Origin of the sequence: Actinacidiphila polyblastidii (assembly GCF_036353415.1) — a bacterium.
Classification (GTDB): domain Bacteria; phylum Actinomycetota; class Actinomycetes; order Streptomycetales; family Streptomycetaceae; genus Actinacidiphila; species Actinacidiphila polyblastidii.
The window spans coordinates 555,426-572,524 of sequence record NZ_JAZEWV010000001.1; the positions used below are offsets into that span (position 1 = coordinate 555,426).

Below are 17,099 nucleotides of genomic sequence, written 5' to 3' on the forward strand. Positions count from 1 at the left end.
GGAGCAACGGCCGCGTCGGACACGGGCGTTCACCCCCCCGCGGCAGCGGACGGGCGCGTGTAGGTGCCACGCATCGGCGTCCTAAGGCCCCCGCGGCGTGCGGAGCGGCGCCTAAGGCACCCGGCGGCCACGCCTAAGGCGTCCGACCCCCGGGCGGGGCACGGAAGTTCGGGAAGGTGCCCGATGTGGCGCACCCCCCTGGGAGACGAGGCTGGAGACCGTCCAGAGGAAACCGGATCTCCCAGGAGCTCACCGTGATGTACAGCTACGAAATCCAGCAGGCCCGCCGCGACGACCTGGTACGCGAGGCGGCGGCCTGGCGGCTGGCCAGGGACGCGCGGGCGGCCCGCACCGCCGAGCGCCGCGCCCACCGCACCGAGGCCCGCACCGCCTCGCGGACCTCCGCACGCACCGACGCCGAGGGGGCGGCTTCCCCGAGCGCGCCGGCCCCGGCGCCCCGCCCCCTCGGCCGGGTCAACCGGGCCCCGCACCCGCACCGCGCCGCATGACCCCGGTGGCGCCGGCCGGTCCGCCGGCCGGGGCCCCGGCCGTGCGGCCCGCCGCGGCGCCGGCCGGGACACTAATCGGTGTCGCCCGAGGGGCCCGCCGTGACATGCTCAGCACCGTGCAGACGCAGTCCCTCAGCCCCGTGTTCATCGGTCGAGACACCGAGCTGAAAAGGCTGACCGCGGCGCTGGCCGCGGCGGACCGGGGCGAGCCGCAAGCGGTGCTGATCGGCGGCGAGGCCGGGGTCGGCAAGACCCGGCTCACCGAGGAATTCCTCGCGGCAGCGCGGGTCACGGGGGCCGTGACCGCCGTCGGGGGATGCGTGGAGATCGGCGCGGACGGACTTCCGTTCGCGCCGATCTCGACCGCCCTGCGCGACCTGTACGGCTCGCTCGGCGCGGCGGTGCTGACCGCCGTGGCCGGGCAGGAGACCGAGCTGGCCCGGCTGCTGCCCGAGCTCGGCGAGGCCGGGGGCAGCCCCCGCGACCCGCACGACGAGGACGGCCGGGTCCGGCTCTTCGAACTGACCGCCCGGCTGCTGGAACGCCTCGGCGCCGATCGCACCCTGGTCCTGGTCGTCGAGGACCTGCACTGGGCCGACCGCTCCACCCGCGAACTGCTCTCCTACCTCTTCCGCTCCCTGCAGCGCGCCCGCGTCGTGGTCGCCGCGACCTACCGCGCCGACGACATCCACCGCCGCCACCCGCTGCGCCCCTTCCTCGCCGAGACCGACCGGCTGCGCACCGTCGACCGGATCGAGCTGGCCCGCTTCAGCCACGACGAGGTGCGCCGCCAACTGGCAGCCATCCTCGCGGTGGAGCCCGAGGACGCCGTCGTCGACCAGGTCTTCGCCCGCTCCGACGGCAACCCCTTCTTCGTCGAGGAGCTGGCCTGCTCCATCCGCGGCGGCTGCTCCACCGGGATCAGCGACTCCCTGCGCGACCTGCTGCTGGTGCGGGTCGAGGCGCTGTCCGACGACGCCCAGCGGGTCGCCAGGATCGTCGCGGAGGGCGGCAGCACGGTCGAGTACCGGCTGCTCGAAGCCGTCGCCGGGCTCGGCGAGGACCGGCTCATCGACGCGCTGCGCACCGCCGTCGGCGCCAACATCCTGGTCCCCACCGACAGCGACGGCTACCGCTTCCGGCACTCCCTGGTCCGTGAAGCGGTCGGCGAGGACCTGCTGCCCGGCGAGCGCAGCCGCATCAACCGGCGCTACGCCGAGGCCGTCGAGGCAGGTCCCTCGCTGGTCAGGGCCGACGAGCGGGCCGCCCGGCTGGCCAGCTACTGGTACGCCGCGCACGACCCGGCCAAGGCGCTGCCCGCGGTGCTGCGCGCCTCCGTCGAGGCCCGCCGCCGGCACGCCTACGCCGAACAGCACCGCCTGCTGGAACGCGCACTGGAGCTGTGGGACGACACGCCGCAGGACGTACGGTCCTCGCTGCGGCCCGCCGACTACGCGGAGGCGTACCCGCCGCTCGGCTCGGGCGACGGCGGCCCGCAGGACTGCGAGCGGCCCCTCAGCTTCCTCGACCTGCTCGCCGAGATCACCGTCGCCGCCCGCTTCAGCGGCGAGCGCGAACGCGCGTACACCATCGCCAAGCGCGCGCTGAAGCTGATGGACCGCACCGGCGCCCAGGACCCGCTGCGCGCCGCCTGGTTCTGGTCGCAGCGCTCCCGGCTGACCGAGGACCTGGCCCGAGGCGACGGCTGGGAGGAGCTGTCGCGCGCCCGCGAACTGGTCGAGGGGCTGCCGCCGTCCGCCGCGCACGCCGAGGTCCTCTCGGTGATCGCCGGCTGGATCATGGTCCACAAGTCGGGCGCCGAGGGCATCGACATCGCCTGCCGCGCCGTCGAGCTGGCCCGGCTGGCCGGCGCCCGCGACACCGAACTGCACGCCCGCGTCACCCTCGGACTGCTGCGCGCCGACGGCGGCGACACCGAGGCCGGCATCGCCGAGGTCGAGCAGGTGCGCCGACTCGTCAGCGACCGGCACCGGTCGGCGATCCTCGGCCGCGCCTACGGCAACCTCTCCTCGGTCCTGGAGGGCGCGGGCCGCTCCGGCGAGGCGGTGAGGGTCAGCCGCGAGGGCCAGACCCTGCTGGGCGAGCAGGCGGCGCACGTCACCCGCGCCTGGCTGCTCACCAACGAGGGCGAGTCGCTCCTCGCGATGGGGGACTACGCGCAGGCCGCGGTGCCGCTCGGGCAGGCGCGGCGGCTGGTGCGGAAGACGTACATGCGGGCGGGCATCGAGACCTACCACGGCTTCCTCGCCATCGCCGTCGGCGATCCCGAGGCGGCCCGGCGGCACCACGCGACCGCCGTCGAGCTGCTGCGGCACGACACGCAGCCGCAGCACACCATCCCGATCCGTACGCTCGGCGTGCAACTCGCCGCCGCGCAGGGCAGCTTCGACGAGGCCCGGCGCGAGCTGGCGGCCGGCACCGGCGCCGGGTTCCCGGTCGGCACCAGCCGCTACGCCTGGCCGCTGCTCGCCGCCGGCGCGAGCGCGGAGGCCGCGGCGCCCGCCGCGGACCCCGGCGCCCTCGCCCTGCTGCGCGACGCCGCCGCGACGCTGCCGCGGCCGACGCCGCTGTGCGAGGCGTACGCGCTCTTCGTCGAGGCGGAGACGGCTCGCGCCGAGGGGCGCGGGGAGCCCGCGCTGTGGGCCGCGGCGCAGCAGGCGTTCGAGTCGCAGGAGCGGCCGCTGGAGCTGGCGCAGGTGCGCTTTCGCCACGCCGAGGCGCTCGGCGCGAGCGGCAGCGCGCCCCGCGAGGCGCGGGCGCTGCTCGCCTCGGCCCTCGCAGTGGCCCGCGCGGCCGGCGCCCGGCCGCTCGCCGCCCGCATCGCGGCGCTCTCGCTGCCCCCCGCGGCTGACCCGCTCGGGCTCACCGCCCGCGAGCGGGACGTCCTCCGGCTGGTCGCCGACGGCCGCACCAACCGCCAGATCGCCGAGGCGCTCTTCATCTCCCCCAAGACGGCGAGCGTCCACGTCTCCAACATCCTCGCCAAACTCTCCGTCTCCACCCGAGGCGAAGCCGCCGCCCTCGCCCACCGCCTCAACCTCTTCCCCACCTGACCCCCGGCCGAGCTGCACGTCGCCACCGGGCCCGGTCGGGCACCGTCACCGGCCCGGAGGGGGTGTTGCGGTCGCAGACCGGATCACCGGCCGGTGGCCGGTTGCTCGCGCCGTTCCCCGCGCCCCTGGCAGGGCGCGACGCCCAGCGGGTTCCGGGCGCGGCCCGGGGTTTTGGGGGGGCGCGGGGGACGGCGCGGCCAGCCGTGATGAGGGCTGTGCGTCGTCACCGGCCCGGAGGGGCAATTGCGGTCGCAGACCGGATCACCGGCCGGTGGCCGGTTGCTCGCGCAGTTCCCCGCGCCCCTGGCAGGGCGCGACGCCCAGCGCCTTTCGGGCGCAGCCCGGGTTTTTTGGGGGGGCGTGGGGGACGGCGCGGCCAGCCGTGATGAGGGCTGTGCGTCGTCACCGGCCCGGAGGGGGTGTTGCGGTGGCAGACCGGATCACCGGCCGGTGGCCGGTTGCTCGCGCAGTTCCCCGCGCCCCTGGCAGGGCGCGACGCCCGGCGCGTTCCGGGCGCGGCCCGGGGAAACGGGCGCGAGCTCCGCGCGGTCCGGGCGCGGCCCGGGGTTTTTGCGGGGCGCGGGGGACGGCGCGGCCAGCCGCCACCACGGCTGTGCGTCGTCACCGGCCCGGAGGGGCAGTTGCGGTGGCAGACCGGACCACCGGCCGGGAGGGGGGAGGCGGTCGCGGCGGCCCACCGGCAGGTGGAGGCGTCAGGTGACCGCCACGCGAAGCAGGCGGTCATCCGCGCCGGAAGGCGCCCCGCGCCCGTCCGTGTTGCTGGTCGCGACCAGCAGCGTGTGCTCGTCGACGGCGACAACCGTCCGCAGCCGCCCGTAGGCGGACGCGAAGAACGCCTGCGGCGGCGCAGCCGCCTTCGTTCCGTCGAGCGGAATCCGCCAGAGCCGCTCGCCGCGCAGCGACGCCATCCAGAGGGAGCCCGCCGCGTAGGCGATGCCCGAGGGCGACGCCTGGCCGGTGTGCCACTGGACGACCGGGTCCACGTACCCCGCACGGTGCGCGACGCCCTCGACCACCGGCCAGCCGTAGTTCGCCCCCGGCTCGATCAGGTTCAGCTCGTCCCAGGTGTCCTGGCCGAACTCCGAGGCCCACAGGTGCCCTTGGGCGTCCCAGGTGAGCCCCTGGACGTTGCGGTGGCCGGGGGAGTAGACGAGCGACCCGGCGGTCGGGTTGTCCTTCGGCGGCTGCCCGTCCGGTGTCATCCGCAGGATCTTCCCGGCGAGCGAGGACATCTGCTGGGCGAGGCCGCGCTGCCCGGTCTCGCCGGTCCCGGCGTAGAGCATGCCGTCCGGTCCGAAGGCGATCCGGCCGCCGTTGTGGATCGTGCCCATCGGGATGCCGCGCAGGATCGTGTCGGGCGCTCCGAGCTGTTCGCCGCGCGGCCGCGAGGGGTCGTAGAGCAGGCGGGCGACGCGGTTGTCCGACTCGGTGGTGAAGTACGCGTAGACCAGGTGGTCGGAGCCGTAGTCGGGGGACAGGGCGATGCCGAGCAGGCCCTGCTCGCCGCCCTGGGTGTGGAAGACGCCGGGGACCGTGCCGACCAGGGTGACGGCGCCCTTGGCCGCGTCGATCCGGGAGATCCGGCCGCTGTCCCGGGAGGCGACGAGCAGCGAGCCGTCGGGCAGCTGGGCCAGCCCCCAGGGCTGGGCGAGCCGGTTCGCGACCGTGCCGGTGACCTTCGCGGTGCCGACGGCCGGGGCGGCCGACGGCACCGCGCTCGGGCCGGCCGACCCGGGGGCCGCGCTGCCGGTGGCGGACGGCGTGGCGCTGCTGGGGAGCGGCAGCATCGGCATGCCCTTGCCCCCACTGGAGGAGCATCCGCCCAGCACGAGTGCGGCCGCGGCGGCCAGCGCCGCGGCGGTCGTCAGGGTCCTGGTCCTGTTCGCTGCGCTCACCCTCCCAGCACACCACACCCCCGCCCCCCGGCGCGCGCGTTCCGCCCGCCGACCGGCATTCGGCGGGCGGTCGGCGGGCCGCTACGGACAGGGGAGTTCACTCCCACGACCCGCGCGCCGGCGGCAGGTCCGCGATCTCCGCGAGGTCCGCCGCGGTCAGCGCCAGCCCCGCGGCCGCCGCGTTCTCCGCGGTCCAGCGGGCGGTCTTCGCGCCGGGGACCGGCACCACGCCGGGTCCCTGGGCGAGCGTCCAGGCGAGCGCGACCTGCGCGGGGGTCGCCGCGTGGCGGCCGGCCACCCGGTGCAGCCCGGCGACGATCGGCTGGTTCGCGGCCATCATCTCCGCGGTGAACCGCGGATGCCGGGCCCGCAGGTCGTCCGGCTCGAAGCCGCCGCCGGGAGTGAGCGTGCCGGTCAGGAAGCCGTTGCCGAGCGGCATCGCGGCGAGGAAGCCGACACCGCGCGCGGCGCACCACGGCAGCAGCTCGTCGAGCGCCTCGGGCGCCCACACCGACAGCTCGGCCTGCACGCAGGCGACCGGGAACACCTGCTGGGCGCGCCCCAGTTGGCGCAGCGTCTCGGCGTACAGGGAGCCGCCGGCGCGCCGGTCGCCGCGCGCCCCGACCGCGCACAGGCCGAGCGCCCGCACCTTCCCGGCCGCGACCAGCTCGGACAGCGCCCCCCAGGTCTCCTCCAGCGGGACCTCCGGGTCGACGCGGTGCAGCTGGTAGAGGTCGATGGTGTCGGTCTGCAGCCGGCGCAGCGACGCGTCGCAGGCCCTTCTGACGTACGAGGGGCGGCCGTTGGCGACGATGTGCTGCTCGCCGACGAGCAGCCCGCACTTGGTGGTGACGAACGCCTCGCCCCTGCGCTCCCTCAGCACCCGGCCGAGCAGCAGCTCGTTGGTGAACGGCCCGTACATGTCGGCGGTGTCCAGCAGCGTCGTGCCGTGGTCGAGGGCGGTGTGCACGGCCCGCAGCGAACTCTCGCCGTCCTGCCGCGAGGTGCTGTACGCCCAGCTCATCGGCATGCAGCCGAGCCCGACCGCGCCCACCTCGAGAGCCGCCGCCCCCACCCGCCTGCGCTCCACCGTGCGTCTCCTCCTCGCCGCCGACCCCCTCCCGGCGGCCCCACTGTGCCATAGCCTCCTGACCATGACCGATTCCCCCATCGCCGCACCCCCCGGAGGCCGCCCGCAGGTGTGGCTGTCCGTACCGCCGCAGGACGTCGAGGGGCTGCCCGGCGCCTTCGACTACGTGTACTGGGACGGGAGTTCCCAGGACTTCCCGGCCGATCCGGCCGACGCCGTCTTCTACGTGGTGCCGTACATGAAGGGCCCGACCGCGGGCGCCAGGCCGCTGTCGCGGATGCGCTCGGTGCGGGCCGTGCAGACGCTGAGCGCCGGCGTCGACCACATCGCGCCGCACCTGTCGGAACTGCCGCCCGGGGTACGGCTGTGCAACGCCCGCGGCGTGCACGAGGCCAGCACCGCGGAGCTGACCCTGACCCTCGTCCTGGCGTCGCTGCGCGGCATCCCGCGCTTCGTCCGCGGCCAGGACAACGAGAAGTGGTACGCCGGGTTCTACCCCGCGCTCGCCGACCGCCGGGTGCTGATCGTCGGGTACGGCTCCATCGGCGCGGCGGTCGAGGACCGGCTGACCGCCTTCGAGTGCGAGGTGGTGCGGGTGGCCCGCAGTGCCCGCGACAGCCCGCGCGGCCGCGTGCACGCGCTGGCGGACCTGCCGGACCTGCTGCCGTCCGCGGACGTCGTGGTGCTCACCACGCCGCTCACCGAGCAGACCAGGGGACTGGCCGACGCGGGGTTCCTGGCGGCGATGAAGGACGGCGCGCTGCTGGTGAACGTGGCCCGCGGGCCGGTCGTCGACACCAAGGCGCTGCTCGTCGAGACCGAGTCCGGCCGGCTGACCGCCGCACTGGACGTCACCGACCCGGAACCGCTGCCGCCCGGGCACCCGCTGTGGCACGCGCCGGGGGTGCTGATCAGCCCGCACGTGGGCGGCAGCACCTCCGCGTTCCTGCCGCGCGCGCACCGGCTGATCCGCGAGCAGCTGGGCCGGTTCGCCGCGGGGGAGCCGCTGGCCAACGTGGTCGCCACCAGCTGAGCCGCGCCGCGGCGGCGCCCGCGCCGGGCCCCCTGCGCGGGGTGACCGCGCGGTGTCCGCCAACTCCCTTGCGGTTACACTCAGTAGAACGACCCTACCGCTGAGTGACGGATCTGGTGTATCGTCCCGACGGGGGACACGCCACGGCCGGCGACGGCGCTCGCGGCGATGTGGACGACGAGCAAGTAAGGGGGGCGACGGGCGAGATGAGCGGCCGACCGACCACTGCGGGCACGCGGGCCCAGCGCGCCGTACACCACCCCGGCACCCCGGGCGCGGCCTGCCGCGCCCGGCCGCGGACCGCGCGGTGAGCGCCACCGGCGCGGCCATCGCCACGCCGCGCGGCCCCCGCGCCCCCGGCGGCTCCTGGCGGACCGGGCTGCTGCCCCAACTGCTGCTCGCCCTGCTCTGCGGCGGCTACACCACGGGCGCCGCGTTCGGCTGGGGCTCCAGCGAAGTCGAGCTGTTCATGGGCGACTTCGGGCTGGCCGGCGCCTCGCTGACCGCCTCCGTCTCCGCGCTGCTCTACGCCCGCAGGCAGGCCGGACCGCACCGCCCGGCCTGGCTGCTGTTCGCCGCCTCCTCCGCGATGCTCGCCCTCGGCAACGGCATCTGGGGCTGGTACGAGGTGGTGCTGCGCGAACCGGTGCCGCAGACCTCGGCCGCCGACTTCTGCTTCCTGCTCTTCGCACCGCCCGCGGTGATCGGGCTGCTGGTGCTGGCCAAACGCCCGGTCACCCGGGCCGGCTGGGTCTGCCTGGCGCTGGACGCCTGGCTGATCGGCGGCTCGCTGCTCACCCTGTCCTGGAGCCTCGCGCTCGCCCACACCGCGCAGTGGAACGGCCGCAGCACCGTCCGCATCGCGCTGTCGCTGGCCTATCCGCTGCTGGACATCGTGCTGGTCAGCATGGTGCTCGCGCTGCACTTCCGGCGCTCGGCCGCCAACCGGGCGGCGGTCAACACCGCCATCGCCGCCCTCGCCCTGACGGTGCTGTGCGACGCGCTGTTCACCTCGCCGCTGCTGCGCGCGCACTACCGCTCCGGGCAGATCCTGGACGCCGGCTGGTTCGCCGGCGCGATGCTGATGGCGTACGCCCCGTGGGTCGGCCCGCGCGACGCCCACCCGCAGTGGCGCACCGCGGGCGCCGCCGCCACCCGCAAGGTCGCCGGGTCGCTCACCGCGCTCACCCCGTACCTGGCCGCCGCGGTGTGCACCCTGGGCATCCTCTACAACGTCATCACCGGCCAGAAGTGCGACCGGGTGGTGCTCTTCACCGGTTGCACGGTGGTGCTGGCGCTGGTGGTCAGGCAGGGCATCATGCTGCTCGACAACATCGCGCTCACCCACGAACTCGCCCAGAAGGAGAACCACTTCCGCTCCCTGGTGCAGGGGTCGAGCGACGTCATCATGATCGCCGCCCCGACCGGCGTGCTCCGCTACGTCAGCCCCGCCGCGCAGGGCGTCTACGGCCGCGACCCGGAGGAGCTGGTCGGCACCGAGCTGGCCGCGCACATCCACCCCGAGGACCTCGGGCGGGTCGTGCACGAGGTGCGCCGCTTCCTGGCCGCGCCGCCGGGCGACGAGCCCGCCACCCGCATCGAGTGCCGGATCCGCTCCGGCCACACCGGAGCGCGCAGAGGGCAGCACCGCGACGACGACGGCGCGTGCTGGCTGCACGTGGAGTCCAGCGTCAACCGCTACCAGGGCGGCCTGATCTTCAACAGCCGGGACGTCACCGAGCGGGTCAGGCTGCAGGCCCAGCTCCAGCACAACGCCTCCCACGACCCGCTGACCGACCTGCCCAACCGGGCGCTGTTCACCGAGCGCCTCGGCAAGGCGCTCGGCGGCCGCCGGGCCGGCGACGGCCGGGCCGCGGTGCTCTACGTGGACCTCGACGGCTTCAAGTCGGTCAACGACTCGGCCGGCCACCAGATCGGCGACGACCTGCTGGTGCAGGCCGCCCGCCGGCTCCAGCACTCGCTGCGCTCCGGCGACACCGCGGCCCGCCTCGGCGGCGACGAGTTCGCCGTCCTCATCTGCGGCCCGGCGCGCGAGGGCGGCCGGGACATCGGCCGGGACGGCGGGCCGGACGGCGCCCGCGAGAGCGCCGGGGACGCCTGGCGCGACGGCGTCCCCGGCCCCGGCGCGCACCGCGCCGACCAGCAGATCCGCGAGATCGCCGACCGGGTGCGCGCCGCGCTGTCCGAGCCCTACCGCACCACTGCGGGCGAGGTCAGGGTCGGCGCCAGCATCGGGATCGCCTTCGCCCGCCCCGGCGACACCCCCAGCGCCGTGATGCGCAACGCCGACCTGGCGATGTACCGCGCCAAGCAGGCGGGACGCGGCCGTGTCGAGCTGTACGCCCCGCAGCTGCAGGCCGACGCGGTGCGCCGCGCCGAGCTGTCGGGACGCCTGCGCCGGGTGCTGCACGACGGCGAGTTCACCCTGCTGCACCAGCCCGTGGTGGAGCTGGCCGGCGGCCGGATCGCCGGCGTCGAGGCGCAGCCGCGCCGGCGGTCGGGGCAGGACGTCCTGCTCACCCAGGCCGAGTTCCTGCAGCGCGCCGAGCGCGGCGCGGACGACGTCGCCGGCCCGCGCGCCGAGCCCTCCGGCCGCTGGCTGCTGGAACAGGCCGTCGCCCAGGCCGCCCGCCGCTACCTCGAAGGGCACCGGGTGCCGGTGACCGTACGGCTCCCGGTGCGCCGGCTGTTCCACCGCGAGCTGCCCGCCAGGACCGTCGAGGCGCTGCTGGACCGGCACGACCTGCCGCCCGGCGGCCTGGTCCTGGAGCTGCCGGGCGCCGACCCGCACATCCCGCACGAGGAGCTGGAGCGCCGGCTGGCGGTCCTGCGCGGCCTCGGCGTGCGGATCGCGCTCGGCGGCTTCGGACGCGGCCACGCCGCACTCACCGCGCTGCGCGCCCTGCCGGTGGACCTGGTCAAGCTCGACCGCAGCTTCACCGAGGGCGTCGTCGAGTCGCCCCGGCAGCAGAAGATCACCCACGGGCTGCTGCGGATCGCCGAGGACCTCGGCATCCGTACCGTCGCCGACGGCCTGGACCGCCCCGAGCAGGTCGACGCGCTGCGCGAGATGGGCTGCACGCACGGCGTCGGCATGGCGTTCTCCGGCCCGCTGGACGAGCACCGGCTGCGCGGATCGCTCGCCCGCGGCGGCTATCCCGTACCCCGGGAAACCCCCCGCGAGCAGGTCACTTCCGGTGGACCGCCGGCACCCCCACCCCGACCACATGCTGAGACGCCCGTCCCACCCGCTTGACACCCCAGGGGGGACCGGAGGAAGGTCAGGGCCATGCGCACCCGAATTCTCGTACTTGGAAAGCGCGTCGGCTGACCGAGGCCGCTCCACCGCCTCGCACCCCACCGGCGCGCTCCCCTCGCTTGCCTCACGGCACGAGGGGTTTTTTGTTGCCCGGCGCGCAACCGGGCAGCGGGCAGCACCCTCATCACCACCCTCAGCACCTCATCTTCGAGAGAAGAGAACGCAGATGACCGAGCAGGCCACCGGGTCCCACCATCCGCAGCCGCGGACCCGCAGCGCGGCGCCCGCCGCCCCCGCCGAGCGGATGACGGGCGCGCAGTCCCTCATCCGCTCGCTCGAGGCCGTCGGGGCGGACACCGTATTCGGCATCCCGGGTGGCGCGATCCTGCCGGCGTACGACCCGCTGATGGACTCCTCCAAGGTGCGGCACGTCCTGGTCCGGCACGAGCAGGGCGCCGGCCACGCGGCCACCGGGTACGCCCAGGCCACCGGCCGGGTGGGGGTGTGCATGGCCACCTCCGGCCCCGGCGCGACCAACCTGGTCACGCCGATCGCCGACGCGCACATGGACTCGGTGCCGATCGTCGCGATCACCGGCCAGGTGGCCTCCAAGTCGATCGGCACGGACGCCTTCCAGGAGGCGGACATCTGCGGCATCACCATGCCGATCACCAAGCACAACTTCCTGATCACCGACGCCGACGAGATCCCGCGGACCATCGCCGAGGCGTTCCACATCGCCTCCACCGGCCGCCCGGGACCCGTCCTGGTCGACATCGCCAAGGACGCGCTGCAGAACCAGACCACCTTCAGCTGGCCGCCGCAGCAGGACCTGCCCGGCTACCGCCCGGTCACCAAGCCGCACGCCAAGCAGATCCGCGAGGCGGCCCGGCTGCTCAACGAGGCCCGCCGCCCGGTCCTCTACGTCGGCGGCGGCGTCCTCAAGGCGCGGGCCACCGCCGAGCTGCGGATCCTCGCCGAGCTGACCGGCGCGCCGGTCACCACCACGCTGATGGCGCTGGGCGCGTTCCCCGACAGCCACCCGCAGCACGTCGGCATGCCCGGCATGCACGGCGACGTGTCCGCGGTCACCGCGCTGCAGAAGGCCGACCTGATCGTGGCGCTAGGCGCCCGCTTCGACGACCGGGTCACCGGCCGCCTCGACACCTTCGCGCCACTGGCCAAGATCGTGCACGCGGACATCGACCCGGCGGAGATCTCCAAGAACCGCACCGCGGACGTGCCGATCGTCGGCGACGCCCGCGAGGTGCTCGCCGACCTGATCGTCGCCGTCCAGGCCGACCACGAGGCCGGCCACAAGGGCGACTACGCCGGCTGGTGGGACCAGCTGAACTTCTGGCGCAACACCTACCCGCTCGGCTACGACACCCCGGCCGACGGCAGCCTGTCCCCGCAGCAGGTCATCGAGCGGATCGGGCAGCTCGCCCCCGAGGGCACCCTCTTCGCGGCGGGCGTCGGCCAGCACCAGATGTGGGCCGCGCAGTTCATCAAGTACGAGAAGCCCGGCACCTGGTTCAACTCCGGCGGCGCCGGGACCATGGGCTACGCGGTGCCGGCCGCGATGGGCGCCAAGGCGGGCATGCCCGGCTCGACCGTCTGGGCGATCGACGGCGACGGCTGCTTCCAGATGACCAACCAGGAACTGGTCACCTGCGCCCTGAACAACATCCCGATCAAGGTCGCCATCATCAACAACGGCGCGCTGGGCATGGTCCGGCAGTGGCAGAACCTGTTCTACGGCGAGCGGTTCTCCAACACCGTGCTGCACGACGGCGCCGAGGGCGTCCCCGGGTCCACCCGCGGCGTCGGCTCCATCCAGAACCGCGGCACCCGCGTCCCCGACTTCGTCAAGCTCTCCGAGGCGATGGGCTGCGTCGGACTGCGCTGCGAGTCGGCCGACGACCTGGACAAGGTCATCGCCGAGGCCAACGCCGTCAACGACCGGCCGGTCGTGGTGGACTTCATCGTCCACGAGGACGCCATGGTCTGGCCGATGGTCGCCGCGGGCACCTCCAACGACGAGATCATGGCCGCCCGGGACGTCCGCCCCGACTTCGACGACGGGGCCGAGGACTGAGACCAGGTCCGGAAGATAAGAGCAGACAAGGCAGGAACCGCACATGTCCAAGCACACGCTCTCGGTCCTGGTGGAGAACAAGCCCGGCGTCCTGGCCAGGATCACCGCCCTGTTCTCCCGCCGCGGCTTCAACATCGACTCGCTCGCGGTCGGCACCACCGAGCACCCCGACATCTCCCGCATCACCATCGTGGTGAACGTCATCGACGAACTGCCGCTCGAACAGGTCACCAAACAGCTCAACAAGCTCGTCAACGTGCTGAAGATCGTCGAACTCGACCCGTCGGCGGCCGTCGCGCGCGAACTCGTCCTGGTGAAGGTGCGCGCCGACAACGAGTCCCGCTCGCAGATCGTGGAGATCGTCCAGCTGTTCCGCGCCAAGACCGTGGACGTCTCGCCCGAGGCGGTCACCATCGAGGCCACCGGCGGCGCGGACAAGCTGGAGGCCATGCTCAAGATGCTGGAGCCCTTCGGCATCAAGGAACTGGTCCAGTCCGGCACCATCGCCATCGGCCGCGGCGCGCGCTCCATCACCGACCGATCGCTGCGCGCACTCGACCGATCCGCATAGCGAGACCGCGTCACCCGCATCCGGCCCCCGGTCGTACGGTGGGCCGTAGCATCCCGGAAATACAAGGAGACACCCGAAGTGGCCGAGCTGTTCTACGACGACGACGCCGACCTGTCCATCATCCAGGGCCGCAAGGTCGCGGTCATCGGCTACGGCAGCCAGGGCCACGCCCACGCGCTGTCGCTGCGCGACTCGGGCGTCGACGTCCGCGTCGGCCTGCACGAGGGCTCCAAGTCCAAGGCCCAGGCCGAGGAGCAGGGCCTGCGCGTGGTGACGGTCGCCGAGGCGGCCGCCGAGGCCGACGTCATCATGATCCTGGTGCCGGACCCCATCCAGGCCCGCGTCTACGAGGACTCCATCAAGGAGCACCTGAAGGACGGCGACGCCCTCTTCTTCGGCCACGGCCTGAACATCCGCTTCGGCTTCATCAAGCCGCCGGCCGGTGTCGACGTGTGCATGGTCGCCCCCAAGGGCCCGGGACACCTGGTCCGCCGCCAGTACGAGGAGGGCCGCGGCGTGCCCTGCATCGCGGCGGTCGAGCAGGACGCCACCGGCAAGGCGTTCGCGCTCACCCTGTCGTACGCCAAGGGCATTGGCGGCACCCGCGCCGGCGTCATCAAGACCACCTTCACCGAGGAGACCGAGACCGACCTCTTCGGCGAGCAGGCGGTGCTGTGCGGCGGCACCTCCGCGCTGGTCAAGGCGGGCTTCGAGACCCTGGTCGAGGCCGGCTACCAGCCGGAGATCGCCTACTTCGAGTGCCTGCACGAGCTGAAGCTCATCGTCGACCTGATGTACGAGGGCGGCCTGGAGAAGATGCGCTGGTCGGTCTCCGAGACCGCCGAGTGGGGTGACTACGTCACCGGCCCGCGGATCATCAACGAGAACACCAAGGCCGAGATGAAGAAGATCCTCGCCGAGATCCAGGACGGCTCCTTCGCCAACAACTGGATCGCCGAGTACAACGCCGGCCTGCCCAAGTACAACGAGTACAAGAAGGCCGACGAGAACCACCTGCTGGAGACCACCGGCAAGAAGCTCCGCAAGCTGATGAGCTGGGTGGACGAGGAGGCGTAGGCAGCGCCTCGCACCCCGGCCGGGAGCCCCCCGCGCACCACGCGCGGGGGGCTCTTTGTACGAAGCGAAGCAACCCCTGCGGGTGATCCTTCCATTTCGGCGAAGGCGGGGATTCAGCCCCTCGATACACTGCCTTAACAAGCGCGTCAGGCTCACAGCGTCGTGCGTCTTCCACGCGGCATGCCACACCCCGCACCGTGGGCTCCGGCCCACCCCGCCTCCCTGGAGCGGTCGCACGGGACCGGCCGCCCACGAAGGACAAGTGAGGACCACGTGAGCCAGAAGCCTGTCGTACTCATCGCAGAAGAGCTGTCGCCCGCCACGGTCGACGCGCTCGGCCCGGACTTCGAGATCCGGCACTGCAACGGCGCGGACCGAGCCGAACTGCTGTCCGCCATCACGGACGTCGACGCCATCCTGATCCGCAGCGCCACCAAGGTGGACGCGGAGGCCGTCGCCGCCGCCCGCAGGCTGCGGGTCGTCGCCCGCGCCGGCGTCGGCCTGGACAACGTGGACGTGGCCGCCGCCACCAAGGCCGGCGTCATGGTGGTCAACGCCCCCACCTCGAACATCGTCACCGCGGCCGAGCTGGCCTGCGGCCTGCTGATCGCCACCGCCCGCAACATCGCGCCGGCCAACGCGGCGCTCAAGGCGGGCGAGTGGAAGCGGAACAAGTACACCGGCGTGGAGCTGAGCGAGAAGACCCTCGGCGTCGTCGGCCTCGGCCGGATCGGCGTGCTGGTCGCCCAGCGCATGTCGGCCTTCGGCATGAAGGTCGTCGCCTACGACCCGTACGTGCAGCCCGCGCGCGCCGCGCAGATGGGCGTCAAGCTGCTCAGCCTCGACGAGCTGCTGGAGATCGCCGACTTCATCACCGTGCACCTGCCCAAGACCCCCGAGACCCTCGGGCTGATCGGCGACGAGGCGCTGCACAAGGTCAAGCCGTCGGTGCGGATCGTCAACGCCGCGCGCGGCGGGATCGTCGACGAGGAGGCGCTCGCCTCCGCCCTGAAGGAGGGCCGGGTGGCCGGCGCGGGCCTCGACGTCTACGCCAAGGAGCCGTGCACCGACTCCCCGCTCTTCCAGTTCGACAACGTGGTGGCCACCCCGCACCTGGGCGCCTCCACCGACGAGGCGCAGGAGAAGGCGGGCATCGCGGTCGCCCGCTCGGTGCGGCTCGCGCTCGCCGGCGAGCTGGTCCCCGACGCGGTCAACGTCCAGGGCGGCGTCATCGCCGAGGACGTCAAGCCCGGCCTGCCGCTGGCCGAGAAGCTCGGCCGGATCTTCACCGCGCTGGCCGGCGAGGTCGCCGCCCGACTCGACGTCGAGGTCTGCGGCGAGATCACCCAGCACGACGTGAAGATCCTCGAACTCAGCGCGCTCAAGGGCGTCTTCGAGGACGTTGTGGCCGAGACCGTGTCGTACGTCAACGCGCCGCTGTTCGCGCAGGAGCGCGGCGTCGAGGTCCGGCTGACCACCTCCAGCGAGTCGCCCAACCACCGCAACCTGGTCACCGTCCGCGGCACCCTCGCCGACGGCAGCGAGGTCGCGGTCTCCGGCACGCTGGCCGGCCCCAAGCACATCCAGAAGGTCGTCGCGGTCGGCGACGAGGACGTGGACCTGGTCCTCGCCGACCACATGGCCTTCCTGCGCTACACCGACCGTCCGGGCGTGGTCGGCACCATCGGCCGCATCCTCGGCGAGGTCGGCGTGAACATCGCGGGCATGCAGGTCGCCCGCGCCGCCGTCGGCGGCGAGGCGCTGGTCGCGCTGACCGTCGACTCCACCATCCCGGCCGGCGTCCTCGGCGACATCGCCGACGAGATCGGCGCGACCTCCGCCCGAGCGGTCAACCTCACCGACTGACCTCCGGTCGGGTTCCCCGCCACCCGCCCACGTCAACCCAGCGGCCGCCCCTCACTCCTTCGAGGGGCGGCCGCCGCGTTCTCCAACCCCGCCGCCCACCTCCGGCGAGCATGCCCGGCATGACCGCGCATCCGCTGCCCGACGGGGCGTTCCCGCCCTGCAGAGCGGGCTTGCCCGCTGCGCGCCGCGCAGTCTCCGCGTGGCGCGGCAGCTGACCGTCATCCTCGACCGTGACGACAGACCCGAACCGGACCTGAGCATCGCGCGGCGGTCCCCGCTGCCCCTGACCGGCGAGGAGACCTTCTTCCCGGTCGCGGAAACGCTGCTGGTCGCGGCGGCCGTCTCCGCCGACACCGCGGCCAGGGACCGCCGGCGCAAGCCCCTGCTCTCCGCGCGGGCCGGGACTCCGCATTTCTGGCTCGTCGAGCGGATGGACAACGGCCGGCCGACGGTCCACAGCTACGAACTCGACCGGGTCGGCGCGACGTACGAACCGACCGGGATCCACCACGATCGGCTCAAGCTCCCCGCGCCCTTCACCATCGACATCGACCTCACCGAGATCGACCGGATGTGACACCCGGC

The 17,099-nt window shown here is 73.9% G+C and carries 11 protein-coding genes; 9 read left to right on the forward strand and 2 right to left on the reverse strand.

What is annotated here, in order from left to right; all coding sequences use genetic code 11:
• Positions 1–257: 257 nt before the first annotated feature.
• Together V2S66_RS02230 and V2S66_RS02235 are read left to right on the forward strand one after the other, a co-directional pair.
• Positions 258–509 (forward strand): hypothetical protein, encoded by a 252-nt coding sequence (locus V2S66_RS02230; protein ID WP_330792660.1) that lies wholly within the window; start codon positions 258–260, stop codon positions 507–509.
• Positions 510–613: 104 nt separating this feature from the next.
• Positions 614–3,583, forward strand: coding sequence for a helix-turn-helix transcriptional regulator (locus V2S66_RS02235; protein ID WP_330792661.1), 2,970 nt, complete (start codon positions 614–616; stop codon positions 3,581–3,583).
• Between the two features lie 713 nt (positions 3,584–4,296).
• Here the strand turns inward: V2S66_RS02235 and V2S66_RS02240 are convergent.
• Positions 4,297–5,499, reverse strand: coding sequence for a PQQ-dependent sugar dehydrogenase (locus V2S66_RS02240; RefSeq protein ID WP_330792662.1), 1,203 nt, complete (start codon positions 5,497–5,499; stop codon positions 4,297–4,299).
• A gap of 97 nt (positions 5,500–5,596) precedes the next feature.
• Complete coding sequence (locus tag V2S66_RS02245; protein ID WP_330792663.1) at positions 5,597–6,589, reverse strand: aldo/keto reductase; 993 nt, start codon at positions 6,587–6,589, stop codon at positions 5,597–5,599.
• A gap of 64 nt (positions 6,590–6,653) precedes the next feature.
• Between V2S66_RS02245 and V2S66_RS02250 the strand changes: the two genes are divergently transcribed.
• From V2S66_RS02250 to V2S66_RS02280, 7 genes are all read left to right on the forward strand, one after another.
• Positions 6,654–7,622, forward strand: a complete 969-nt coding sequence (locus V2S66_RS02250) for a 2-hydroxyacid dehydrogenase (protein WP_330792664.1) — start codon at positions 6,654–6,656, stop codon at positions 7,620–7,622.
• A gap of 307 nt (positions 7,623–7,929) precedes the next feature.
• Positions 7,930–10,899: a putative bifunctional diguanylate cyclase/phosphodiesterase gene (locus V2S66_RS02255; protein WP_413966260.1), complete on the forward strand. Its 2,970-nt coding sequence runs from the start codon at positions 7,930–7,932 to the stop codon at positions 10,897–10,899.
• A 229-nt stretch (positions 10,900–11,128) separates the two neighbouring features.
• The gene (locus V2S66_RS02260) at positions 11,129–13,000 is read left to right on the forward strand and encodes an acetolactate synthase large subunit (protein WP_330792665.1); all 1,872 of its coding nucleotides are present in this window, start codon (positions 11,129–11,131) and stop codon (positions 12,998–13,000) included.
• Between the two features lie 43 nt (positions 13,001–13,043).
• Positions 13,044–13,571, forward strand: coding sequence for an acetolactate synthase small subunit (gene ilvN, locus V2S66_RS02265; protein WP_330792666.1), 528 nt, complete (start codon positions 13,044–13,046; stop codon positions 13,569–13,571).
• Positions 13,572–13,649: 78 nt separating this feature from the next.
• A complete protein-coding gene (gene ilvC, locus V2S66_RS02270; protein WP_330792667.1) occupies positions 13,650–14,648 on the forward strand; it encodes a ketol-acid reductoisomerase in 999 nt (332 codons plus the stop codon).
• Between the two features lie 273 nt (positions 14,649–14,921).
• A complete protein-coding gene (gene serA, locus V2S66_RS02275; RefSeq protein ID WP_330792668.1) occupies positions 14,922–16,514 on the forward strand; it encodes a phosphoglycerate dehydrogenase in 1,593 nt (530 codons plus the stop codon).
• 157 nt (positions 16,515–16,671) lie between these two features.
• Complete coding sequence (locus tag V2S66_RS02280) at positions 16,672–17,091, forward strand: Uma2 family endonuclease (protein WP_330792826.1); 420 nt, start codon at positions 16,672–16,674, stop codon at positions 17,089–17,091.
• Positions 17,092–17,099 lie beyond the last annotated feature (8 nt).

Excerpts from the sequence above, each read along its gene's own strand:
- V2S66_RS02250 (WP_330792664.1), top strand. The coding sequence starts at position 6,654 with ATGACCGATTCCCCCATCGCCGCACCCCCCGGAGGCCGCCCGCAGGTG.
- V2S66_RS02260 (WP_330792665.1), top strand. The coding sequence starts at position 11,129 with ATGACCGAGCAGGCCACCGGGTCCCACCATCCGCAGCCGCGGACCCGC.
- V2S66_RS02235 (WP_330792661.1), top strand. The coding sequence starts at position 614 with ATGCTCAGCACCGTGCAGACGCAGTCCCTCAGCCCCGTGTTCATCGGT.
- V2S66_RS02230 (WP_330792660.1), top strand. The coding sequence starts at position 258 with ATGTACAGCTACGAAATCCAGCAGGCCCGCCGCGACGACCTGGTACGC.
- ilvN (WP_330792666.1), top strand. The coding sequence starts at position 13,044 with ATGTCCAAGCACACGCTCTCGGTCCTGGTGGAGAACAAGCCCGGCGTC.